The organism is Pseudoalteromonas sp. APC 3691, assembly GCF_030408135.1.
In the GTDB taxonomy this organism is placed as follows: Bacteria; Pseudomonadota; Gammaproteobacteria; order Enterobacterales; family Alteromonadaceae; genus Pseudoalteromonas.
This window is the reverse complement of sequence record NZ_JASDCB010000021.1, coordinates 51548-62362: the sequence shown is the minus strand read 5'-3', so window position 1 is coordinate 62362 and position 10815 is coordinate 51548. Positions and strand designations below refer to the sequence as shown.

Annotated in this window: 6 protein-coding genes; 3 read left to right on the top strand and 3 right to left on the bottom strand. The window is 39.5% G+C overall.

Features of this window, described 5'->3' with window-relative positions; all coding sequences use genetic code 11:
• The first annotated feature begins 383 nt into the window (after positions 1 to 383).
• The 3 genes from QL998_RS09090 to QL998_RS09080 all read left to right on the top strand — a co-directional run bounded on the left by QL998_RS09090 (position 384) and on the right by QL998_RS09080 (position 6564).
• Positions 384 to 1364 carry an efflux RND transporter periplasmic adaptor subunit gene (locus tag QL998_RS09090; protein WP_042849306.1) on the top strand — a complete coding sequence of 327 codons (981 nt, stop codon included), beginning with the start codon at positions 384 to 386 and terminating at the stop codon, positions 1362 to 1364.
• 11 nt (positions 1365 to 1375) lie between these two features.
• Positions 1376 to 4576 (top strand): CusA/CzcA family heavy metal efflux RND transporter, encoded by a 3201-nt coding sequence (locus tag QL998_RS09085; RefSeq protein WP_055253892.1) that lies wholly within the window; start codon positions 1376 to 1378, stop codon positions 4574 to 4576.
• A 1262-nt stretch (positions 4577 to 5838) separates the two neighbouring features.
• Entirely contained in the window at positions 5839 to 6564 is a 726-nt protein-coding gene (locus tag QL998_RS09080; RefSeq protein ID WP_007582012.1) for a tetratricopeptide repeat protein, read from the top strand.
• A gap of 131 nt (positions 6565 to 6695) precedes the next feature.
• Here the strand turns inward: QL998_RS09080 and QL998_RS09075 are convergent, their stop codons facing one another.
• The 3 genes from QL998_RS09075 to QL998_RS09065 all read right to left on the bottom strand — a co-directional run bounded on the left by QL998_RS09075 (position 6696) and on the right by QL998_RS09065 (position 10811).
• Positions 6696 to 8114 (bottom strand): coniferyl aldehyde dehydrogenase, encoded by a 1419-nt coding sequence (locus QL998_RS09075; RefSeq protein ID WP_182197356.1) that lies wholly within the window; start codon positions 8112 to 8114, stop codon positions 6696 to 6698.
• A gap of 256 nt (positions 8115 to 8370) precedes the next feature.
• Positions 8371 to 9846 carry an SLC13 family permease gene (locus QL998_RS09070; protein WP_182197354.1) on the bottom strand — a complete coding sequence of 492 codons (1476 nt, stop codon included), beginning with the start codon at positions 9844 to 9846 and terminating at the stop codon, positions 8371 to 8373.
• 8 nt (positions 9847 to 9854) lie between these two features.
• Complete coding sequence (locus QL998_RS09065; protein ID WP_182197352.1) at positions 9855 to 10811, bottom strand: porin; 957 nt, start codon at positions 10809 to 10811, stop codon at positions 9855 to 9857.
• Between the last annotated feature and the right edge of the window lie 4 nt (positions 10812 to 10815).

Here is a 10815-nt window from a genome sequence, read left to right as displayed (position 1 = left end):
TATTTATGCTGTTTAAATTCATTAAAGCTAGAGCGATAGGGTAATAGCTCTAGCTTGGCATACTGGCAGGATCAGTCAATAGCTAAAAAAGATCCTTAGAAAATAATTTGTCTTGGTGAATAGTTACAAAATTTTTAGCCGTAGTAATTAGCAGCCTGTTAGTTGGGTTTAGTACAAATCATGATGCTTTTGCACAGTCGTCAGATGGAACTGGTTCTGTCACAAACGTTTCGAAACAAGAAGAAAAAGAACATCAAGATGAGCATGAACACGAAAAGGGACATGAAGAAGATAAAGGTGACCATGACGAGCACGGCCATGAAGGTGGTAATAGAGAGGGAGAAGAAGAACATGAAGAAGGTATCACTATTGATCCAAAGAAGATGTCGCTTGCTAACATTAAAGTGGAAAGTGTTAAGCCTGAATATCAATTTAGCTCCGTATATGCACCTGGCGAAATAAAAGCTAATGGCTATAAAAGTTATGTGGTATCACCACGTACAGAGTCAGTAATTATCAGTCGCCATGCAGCGCTTGGCGAGTATGTAGAAATAGGTCAGAAGTTAGTTACATTATTTAGTGAAGCAATGGCACAAGCACAAGCTGACTATTTAATCGCTTCAACCGAATGGCAACGTGTAAAAAAGCTGGGTAATAAGACGGTGAGTGAAAGTCGATTATTACAAGCTGAAACAACATACAATGCGAGCTATGGCAAGCTCATTGCTTTAGGGTTAACTGAAAAAGCAATAAATGGTATTTCTAACAAAGACATTAAAGCATTTGGACAATATGCATTAACGGCGCACCGTGAAGGTGTCGTGCTTCAAGACGACTTTATCCAAGGGCAACGTGTTGATGCTGGGGATTCAGTCATGTTGTTAGCTGATGAAAAACAACTATGGGTTGAAGCAAAAGTTTCTCCAAATAAAAAGCTAAATTTATCAATTGATTCTCCTGCGGTACTTAAATTAGAAGGCCAGAGTTACAATGCCAAAGTTATCCAAGAAGCCCATACAATTGATCCCGTAACTCGTACAAGAATTATTAGATTGGGGGTACAGAATGCTGATGATAACCTTCATTCAGGTATGTTTGTAAAAGTTTACTTTCAGTTTGCCACAAAGCAGAAAGTGATGGCTGTGCCAGAAGAAGCATTGATCCGCAGCGCAGATGGTGATTGGACCGTATTTGTCGAAGACCACCCTGGAGAATTTAAAGCTGTAGAAGTAGAACTAGGCCGAGCCTTAGGTGATTTTAGGGAAATCATTGGCCTTGATAGTGGGACGCGAATTGTAACCAAAGGCGCATTTTTTGTTGCTTCTGAAATCGCTAAAGGCGGATTTGATCCGCATAACCACTAAGGAGTAAGACTATGTTTAATAAAATAATAGATTGGTCTGTTAATAATAGACTCCTGATTTTGATTGCGCTGTTTGCCACAATTGTCGGCGCAATTATGGTTATACCAAAACTAAATTTAGATGCCTTTCCTGATGTTACTAATGTTCAAGTTGCTGTAAATACTGAAGCGCCAGGACTAGCTGCTGAAGAAGTTGAACAACTCATTACGTACCCCATTGAAGCGGTCATGTATGCCTTACCTGATGTAGAACAAGTGCGCTCAATTTCTAAAACAGGCTTGTCTGGCGTCACGGTTGTTTTCAAAGAAGGCACCGACATTTACTTTGCAAGACAACTCGTATTTGAGCGTCTTCAAGCCGCAAAAGAACTGATACCAGAAGGTGTCGGCACACCCGAAATGGGGCCAAACACCTCAGGGCTAGGCCAAGTATTTCAGTACCTTCTTATTTCAGATAAAGATGCAGGCTATGATGTTATGGCACTCAGGAGTCTCAATGATTGGGTAGTAAAATTACTCGTTATGCCTGTCGATGGTGTTACTGATGTACTCTCCTTTGGAGGTATTGTTAGGCAGTACCAAGTAAATGTAGATCCATCTAAGCTTCTTTCTTATAACCTAACGCAAGAAGACGTTGTTGGTGCCCTAGATAACAACAATGCCAATGTTGGCGGATGGTATATGAACCGTGGGCAAGAGCAGCTTGTTATTAGAGGTGCAGGTTGGTTTGAAAGTGGTGACGCTGGTATTAGTAATATCAAACAAGTTCCCGTCAAAACAGTTGATGGGACAGTTGTGACGGTTTCGGATATTGCTAAAGTTGAAATGGGCAGTGAAATTCGTCAAGGTGCTGTCACAATGACGCGCAAAACCGAAGACGGTAAAGTCGAAAATTTAGGTGAAGTTGTCTCTGGCATTGTCTTAAAACGCATGGGGTCTAATACTAAAGCCACCATTGATGGTATCAATGCAAGAATCCCATTGATTAATCAAGCATTGCCTAAAGGTGTTCGCTTTGAACCATTTTATGATCAGGCTGATTTGATTGAAAAAGCCGTTGATACAGTAGTTGATGCACTATTACTAGCATTTATTTTCATCTGTATTGTATTAGCACTATTTTTAATGAATATACGTGCAACCTTCCTTGTCCTAATATCTATTCCAATTTCAATTGGTATCGCGTTAATGATCATGGCTTGGTGGGGCATTTCTGCAAACCTTATGTCATTGGGTGGCATTGCCGTAGCCATTGGTATGCTAGTTGATGGTTCAGTCGTGATGGTTGAAAACATGTTTAAGCATTTAAATAGACCAGACTCTACCCATTTAAAAACTGTAAAAGAAAGAGTGCCTAGTGCTGATACTGATCCACATGATGTAGAACAAGATGAGCATGGTATTAAGTTACGTCTTCAAAATGCGGGTAAAGAAGTGGCTCGTCCCGTATTTTTTGCAGCTTCTATTATTTTAGTTGTATTTACGCCTTTATTTAGCTTTGAAGGTGTTGAGGCAAAGTTATTTCAACCTATGGCAATAAGCATCATTTTAGCTGTTATATCTGCTATTGTGGTTGCGTTGTTTTTTGTACCCGCTTTAGCTACTTATTTATTTAAGTCAGGTGTAAAAGAGAGGGAAAGCTTTGTTCTTAGGCCATTAGACAAACTCTACAGAAAAGGGCTTACATTCGCACTAAAACGCACCAAATTAGTCATTTCAGCCGCACTTATATTAGTTTTCTCTGCCTTTGCATTAGTTCCATTAATTGGTACTGAATTTGTACCTGAGTTAGAAGAAGGGACGATAAACTTAAGAGCAACGCTTGCACCTTCTTCCAGTTTAGATACCGCGCTCACTGTGGCACCAATTCTAGAAGAAAAACTAATGGCTTTTCCTGAAGTAACCTATGCATTAAGCCGAATTGGTCGAGCAGAAATAGGTGGAGACCCAGAGCCAGTGAATAACATCGAAATTTACATAGGGTTGAAGCCTGTTTCTGAGTGGACCAGTGCATCTAATCGATATGAACTTCAAGGAAAAATGGAGAGATCTCTAGAAGAATTCCCTGGGTTGCTACTCAACTTTTCTCAACCTATTGCGACTCGTGTCGATGAGCTACTATCTGGTGTTAAGGCTCAGTTGGCGATAAAGTTGTTTGGGCCTGAACTTGAGGTACTGGCGGCTAAAGGTCAAGAAATAGAAACAGCAATTAAAAACATTGAAGGTGCAAGGGATGTTGCATTGGAGCAAATTGCTGGTGAAGCGCAATTGGTGATAAGTCCTAACAGGCAAGAACTATCACGCTTTGGATTGTCTGTGAGTGACATAATGGAGGTTGTGCGTGATGGTATTGGTGGTGTTGCAGCCGGACAAATAATCAATGGTAATGAACGTTATGATATTTACGTTCGCATAGAGGAAGAGTACCGAAGTAACAAAGAAGCTATTGCTGATATTCGGCTTCAATCACCTACTGGTGCTTGGGTGCGACTGGGTGACGTAGCCTCAGTCTCATTTGAGTCAGGCCCACCACAAGTTAGACGCGATGATGTACAACGAAGAGTCGTTATCCAAGCAAATGTACAAAATCGAGATATGGGAAGCGTGGTTGCCGATATCAGAACGGTAATTGCTGAAAAGGTTGACTTACCTTCAGGTTATTCTGTTTCGATTGGCGGCCAGTTCGAAAGTCAAAAACGTGCTCAAAATAGGTTAGCTATAGTTGTACCTTTATCGTTAGCACTAATCGCACTACTACTTTACTTTGCCTTTGGTTCTGTTGGTCAAGCTATGCTGATATTGGTCAACGTGCCGCTTGCTGTAATTGGCGGAGTTTTCTCCTTATATTTATCTGGACAATACTTGTCTGTACCAAGCTCCGTTGGCTTTATTACCTTATTTGGTGTAGCGGTATTGAATGGGGTCGTTATGGTAGAAAGTATCAACCAACGTATTAAAGACGGTCTAGAAGCATCTAAAGCCGTTTTTGAAGGCGCTACTTCAAGATTAAGACCTGTACTTATGACTGCTATAACATCAGCTTTAGGTTTGATACCGATGTTAATGTCTAATGGTGTTGGTGCAGAAATACAGCGCCCATTAGCGAGTGTTATTGTTGGCGGCTTGGTAACTGCAACACTGTTAACATTATTTGTTTTACCTGTTTTATATCGCTGGTTTTCAGAGAAAAAAATAAAAGAGCTATCCAGATAAAATTACTGTGAACTCTAACCCCACGCTAAAGTCACGTTTAGCGTGGGGTTATTGAGTAGATGAACGAAAAGAAAGATTAGATTTAACAATAAACTAATAGTCATGACTGCTTTGTCGGAATATTTGTCGTTAAACAGGCCAAAGCTAACTTCCGCTTTCGTATCTTTGCAGTCTTAATCTCTATGTGTCTCAAGGTCGGCTTATGGCACAGAGCAGACCGCCGGTAATTATTGAGTGATGCAATCCACGGCTATAACTGCCCATGAATACAAGTTCTTTATGTAATGAAAAATAAAGATGCGCTGTTGCTACTCCGCAAAGTATCGGCCTAAATAAACTCTACCTCGAAGTAAACCGATTAGCTTTCGTATAACAGATAGGCAAATTATCAATTCAAATCACTTACTGTAATAGATGTTTTCAAGCGATTTCTCGTTGTTTAAGAAATTTACCTAATAAAAAACATAATTATTTTTAGAGTGTAATTTAGTTAATAAATCTCAATTTAAGTGCCATATTTCAATATAAATCAACAAGTTCTCAACGCGCCGTGAATTCTCGATTTAAGTGGCACTGATCATCTCTATTATTTATATTGTGGCGAAGCTCAAAACTCACTTGATAATAATTATCATTTAAGTATTGACTTGCATTTAGATCTAACTGATAATCGTTCGCACAAACACAGTGTAACGACCTCAGTGCCTACGGAAGAATATTCAGCAAGGATGCTGACACATTAAAAGAAGAGCGTGCCGCTTCGTGTTATTACTTACTCGACCCAAGTAATAACATCAAATATCACATTTACTTGCTACATTGCTCATATTAGTGACGGTTAATATGACTCAAAAAAGCCCTAACGGGCTTTTTTTATTTCTTTAAATTTTCTATAAAATCTGTATCTTACACTTCTTAAACTCGTTTACTTACCTTAAAAGTCCACCGCGCTATTATTTACATTTTATACGCACGATCTGATAAGGTATCGCCTTGCGTTTGCGCTAAAGCTGGCGTAAAACATAACAGTAGACACCCTTTTTTGCATCTATTTATAATAACCGATTTAGTCTCTACTTAAATGCATTGAGTATTAAACGTTTAAAATGCGCAAATAGTGCAAAAATTTAATAATTTAGCATTTAACTAAAGTCTGTTTACCTTTCGGGATTAAAACTTGTTCTATTTAGGCGCTATTTAATCGCGGCAAGATATACTGGCCCTAAAACCTATCGTAACTATTACTAATTGGAGACATTAATATGTCACAGTTTAATTTGAAAGCACTCGTTCTTGCTGGCGTTTTACTTGCCAGCCCTTTCGCTCATGCAACATTAGAAGATGGCATAAGAGCAGCTAACGAAGGTGAATTTGCAGTCGCCCTAAAAGAATTTCAATACCTTGCCGATAAAGGTTTTGCACCAGGAATTTACGAACTAGCTAAATTATACGAAGGTGGATACGGTGTAACACGCGATTACCGCAAAGCAGCTGCGCTTTATCAACAAGGCGTTAAAAAGAACCATCCGGATTCAATGTTTGCGTTAGCTGTTTTATACGACGAAGGTAAAGGCGTAAAGCTTGATCACCAAATGGCTGTTACCTTATTTGAAAAAGCAGCCAATAAAAACCTGCCTGCGGCTCAGTTTAATTTAGGTGTAATGTATTCCAATGGCGTGGGCGTTACACGAGATTATGAAGCGGCACGCAACTGGTACGAAAAAGCAGCTGCAAACAATTACTCTTTAGCACAATTCAATTTAGCCCTCATGTATTTTGAAGGGCTAGGTATGCCAAAAGATTTAGAAAAGTCGTACATTTGGAATACTATCGCTGAGTACAACGGCAATATGCAAGCGAGTCATAGCCGCAAACTTGATGAGCGTAAAATGCTGCCTAAAGAAATTGAAGAAGCTAAAGAAAAAGCCGATGCCATTTATGCAAAAATACAAGTGGGTACCTATGCTGGCGAAGGTCGCTTATTTTAAAGTTTAAGAGTTTAAGACCTTAGTTTGAAACTAATCTAAAAAAGGCTGAATTACATAACGTAATTCAGCCTTTTTAATATCTTGATTTAGCAAGTTCAAAATCTATTCAACTTTACAAAATCAACATACTCTTATTTTATGTAAAGCCACTTTAGTAGCTTAATAAGAAGTTTGCTTTGTTTTAGCAGCATAACAATACGAGGATTAAACGAGCCCGATACTAACGTGTTTTTAGCATGGCTAAACGTTAAAAACCCTTCTATGCCATGATAATGCCCCATTCCTGAATGCCCTACACCACCAAAAGGGGCATCGTCAGCAGTTACTTGCACTAACGTATCGTTTATTGCCACAGTGCCACTGATTGTTTGCTTCATAATGTATTCTTGAGCGTGCTTATCTTGCCCTAAAATATAAAGCGCTAACGGGTGGTGATGGGCTTTAATATAGTCAATTGCGCTGTCGAGCGTGTCATAACTCATTATTGGTAGTATTGGGCCAAATAACTCATCTTGCATAAGCTGCATTTCGTCAGTAACTTGAGTCACTAAGTGCAGCCCCATACGATGTTTTTGCTCATCTTGCTGGTTTTGCTCAAGTGGCTTAATAATGTTTGCGCCAAGCTCTTGGGCTTGCTCTAAGTAGGTTGCTAAACGTTTATAGTGTGCATCGCTAATAATAGAGGTTAAGTTTTTACCTTCAACACCGTCTTTAAAGTGCTTTTTATAAAGCTCGCATAATTGCTGAACCAACTGATGCTCAAGCTCTTTGGGTACAAATACGTAGTCGGGAGCAACGCATATTTGCCCTGCGTTGGCCATTTTTCCAAACAGTATGGCTTGTGCCGCTTTTTTAATATCGGCATTTTGCGTAATAATAACTGGCGATTTACCACCGAGTTCGAGCGTTACTGGTGTTAAATTACGGCTCGCTGAAGCCATTACTAATTTACCAACGGCCGATGACCCCGTAAATAATAAATGAGCAAATGGCAGTGATGAAAACTGCGCGGCTACGTCGCTACCGCCTTGTATTATTTTGCAATGCGTTTGTATGTCGTCTTTAAATATTTTTTCGATAACGACGTTTGTGTGAGGTGTAAACTCGCTTAATTTGAGCATCACTCTATTACCGGCAGCTATGGCGGTAAGCACAGGTACTAACGCTAACTGAATGGGGTAATTCCACGGTGCAATAATACCAACCACACCTTTAGGTTGGTAATTAACACTTACTTTTGAAGGCCACAAACTTAAACCTACAGAGCGATTACTTGGCTTTGCCCATTTTGGTAGCTTTTTGATAATGTGCGCGAGTGTTTGAACCGTAGGCAATATATCGCCAAGTAGAGTATCGAAAGCGGTTCTGTAACCAAAGTCTTTTGAAGCAGCATCCACTAGCTCTTGCTCAAGTTCAACAATACGTACACGGAGTTTTTTTAATAAAACGAGACGTTTATCAATTGGCAAGTAAGGTGTTTCGAGAAAGCTTTTTTGCAATTCATCAAATTGGGGAATTAAAGGCATTGCCTGTGATGTGTCGGTGCTCAAAATAGATTACTCAATTTTTAAAGTTACCGCAGACTATAACCTTGTTCTGTTTTTCGAGCAATAATACTAATTTGCTTGAAAGCGTAATATATAACTTGAGTTTTTAAGGGTAAATCTACCCTAAGCAACTCTTTTGAACACTAATGGCGTGAATTTAACTGAAATAGATTGGATATAAAGAGTAGCTTTGCTTTAAGTTATAACTTTAAACAAAACTACTCTGATATAGGTTGGTTGGAACTAATTTAGTACAGTTTTAAAAGCCAAATACTTGCGCTGCGATAGTCATTGTCACTAGCGTAATTAAAACAATTGCGACGATGTTTAGTACAAAGCCTGCTCTTATCATGTCGCGCATTTGTATTTGCCCTGAGCCAAACACAATCGCATTAGGTGGTGTTGCTACAGGCATCATAAATGCGCAACTACACGCAATAGCAGCAGGAATAACCCATACAAGGGGTGAACCTGTTATCGATTCAGCAACAGGACCTAATAACGGTAAGAAACCTGCAGCGGTTGCTGTATTGCTTGTAATTTCAGTTAAAAATGTAATTAAAGCAACCACAACAAGTACGCTCATAACAAGAGGAATCGCACTTGCGCCTTCAATCATGTGAGCAATAAACTCGGCAAGCCCTGATGACTTAATTTGAGATGCAAGTGTAAGCCCGCCACCAAATAATAATAAAACGCCCCACGGCACTTTAGCTGCGCTTTCCCAATCAAGAATACGTTCGTCACTGCCTTTGTTTGCAGGCAAAACAAATAGTAATAATGCAGCGGCAATCGCAATACCCGTATCAGAAATTTTAAGCCCTGTTATGTCGCCAAGTATAGGTCTAAATATCCAACACAGTGCTGCTAAAACAAACACAAATAACACGCCTTTTTCGGCACGTTGCATTATACCTAGGTTTTTTAGCTGCGTTGAAAACACCGCTTTTGTATCAATTTTTTGATCGTTTTTAACATTAGCATCTACTTTATACGCAAATTTGGTAAGCCAAACCCAACTAATGATAAGCATACTTAAAGACAGTGGTACGCCTACAATCATCCACTGAGCAAAGCCTATTTCAATTTGATAACTATCTGATAAGTAAGCAGCCATTAAGGCATTAGGCGGTGTACCAATTAAAGTAGCAATACCACCAATGCTTGCACCATAAGCAATTGATAGTAGCAATGCTTTGCCAAACCCTTCATTACTTGGGTCTGATTGCTTAACCAAATTGGTAATTGAAAGTGCAATAGGTAGCATCATTACGGCTGTTGCGGTATTAGACATCCACATCGACAAAAATGCAGTTACAAGCATCATTGCTAAAATTTGCAAACTTGGCTTTTTACCCGCATATAACATGGTGCTAAGCGCTATACGTTTATGTAACCCCCATCGCTCCATAGCGATAGAGATTAAAAATCCGCCTAAAAATAAAAATATTAGTGGGTGCGCATACGGTGCAGCCACACTTTTTATGGCTTCTATACCAGCAAGTGGTGATATTACCAAAGGGAGCAAAGCTGTTGCTGGAATTGGCACTACTTCACTTACCCACCACGATGCCATCCAAAATGCTAAGCCAGCTGTTTTAAATGCAGCAACCGACATACCCTCAGGTGGGTTTATTAGACAGGTAAGCAACATAACGCTTGGGCCCAGTAATAGCCAAAACCATTGCATACTCTGTTTTTTAGGAGAATTGTTTTTTAAAATTTGTTGAGTCATTACTTTTCCTAAAATTTATATTTAAGGCCAAGAGCTACACTGCTGTCGTCTTGTTCTTCTAAATTAAGATCGGTATATAAAAGATAAGCTGTAGTTTGCTTATCAAATACATAATCAAGGCCTGTGCTCCATTGCGTTGCCTCAGATGCTTGACGAAGAGTTGAGTCATCCTTTGCAAACTGAATTTTTGGCACCCACTTATCAAGTGTATAACTGGCACTTAATACGTAACCATTGCCCGACTTACTGCCATCTACTGATTCTGAATGCTGGTACAGCGCACCTAGCTGTAATTGTTCGAACTTATAAACACCGGCAATTCTGCTTGCAGTAATATTATTAAGTGAATCAACATGGCTTAACGATAAGTAATATGGCGTATTATTTAAATTACGGTCGCCATAAATAAGCGTAGCAGCAAAGCCTGCTTTATCGTCTTTATTGTCATCTTTTGGCGCATAAGTAAACGAAAACTGTGCATTATGCCAATAGCTTGAAGTGTAGGTTATGGTGTCTCCAAGGCGATCTTGCCCTGCAATAACTTGTGCCATGTCGGCTTGAGTTTCATTAAAGTTATCGACTTTGCCCTCAGAGTATTTAAAGCGAGTATCGTTTCTTCCTACTACAACTTCACCAAACGCACCTTTTAAACCCAAGTAAGTATTACGTGCAGTAAAAGGCTCATCGGTGTCGTCTTCCTCAAACCCTTTAACTTGTACTTCGTATTTAAACACTGCACTTAAATATTCGTTAAGTTTGTGCTCGCCTTTAATACCAATACGCGAGAATGGCGCTTCAATCTGTGTCCCTTTATCTGCATAGCGCATAATACCTGTATCTGTATTAGCAATTTGCACTTCGGCTTTACCATATACAGCATATTCAGCCGCTTGAGCAGAGTACGAGCAAATAGCAAGGCCAGTAATTGAGGTGAGTAAAATACAGGGGTGTGTAAACTTTATCATTATG

Coding starts and splice junctions, on each gene's coding strand:
- QL998_RS09085 (WP_055253892.1), top strand. CDS start 1,376: ATGTTTAATAAAATAATAGATTGGTCTGTTAATAATAGACTCCTGATT.
- QL998_RS09070 (WP_182197354.1), bottom strand. CDS start 9,846: ATGACTCAACAAATTTTAAAAAACAATTCTCCTAAAAAACAGAGTATG.
- QL998_RS09090 (WP_042849306.1), top strand. CDS start 384: ATGTCGCTTGCTAACATTAAAGTGGAAAGTGTTAAGCCTGAATATCAA.
- QL998_RS09080 (WP_007582012.1), top strand. CDS start 5,839: ATGTCACAGTTTAATTTGAAAGCACTCGTTCTTGCTGGCGTTTTACTT.
- QL998_RS09065 (WP_182197352.1), bottom strand. CDS start 10,811: ATGATAAAGTTTACACACCCCTGTATTTTACTCACCTCAATTACTGGC.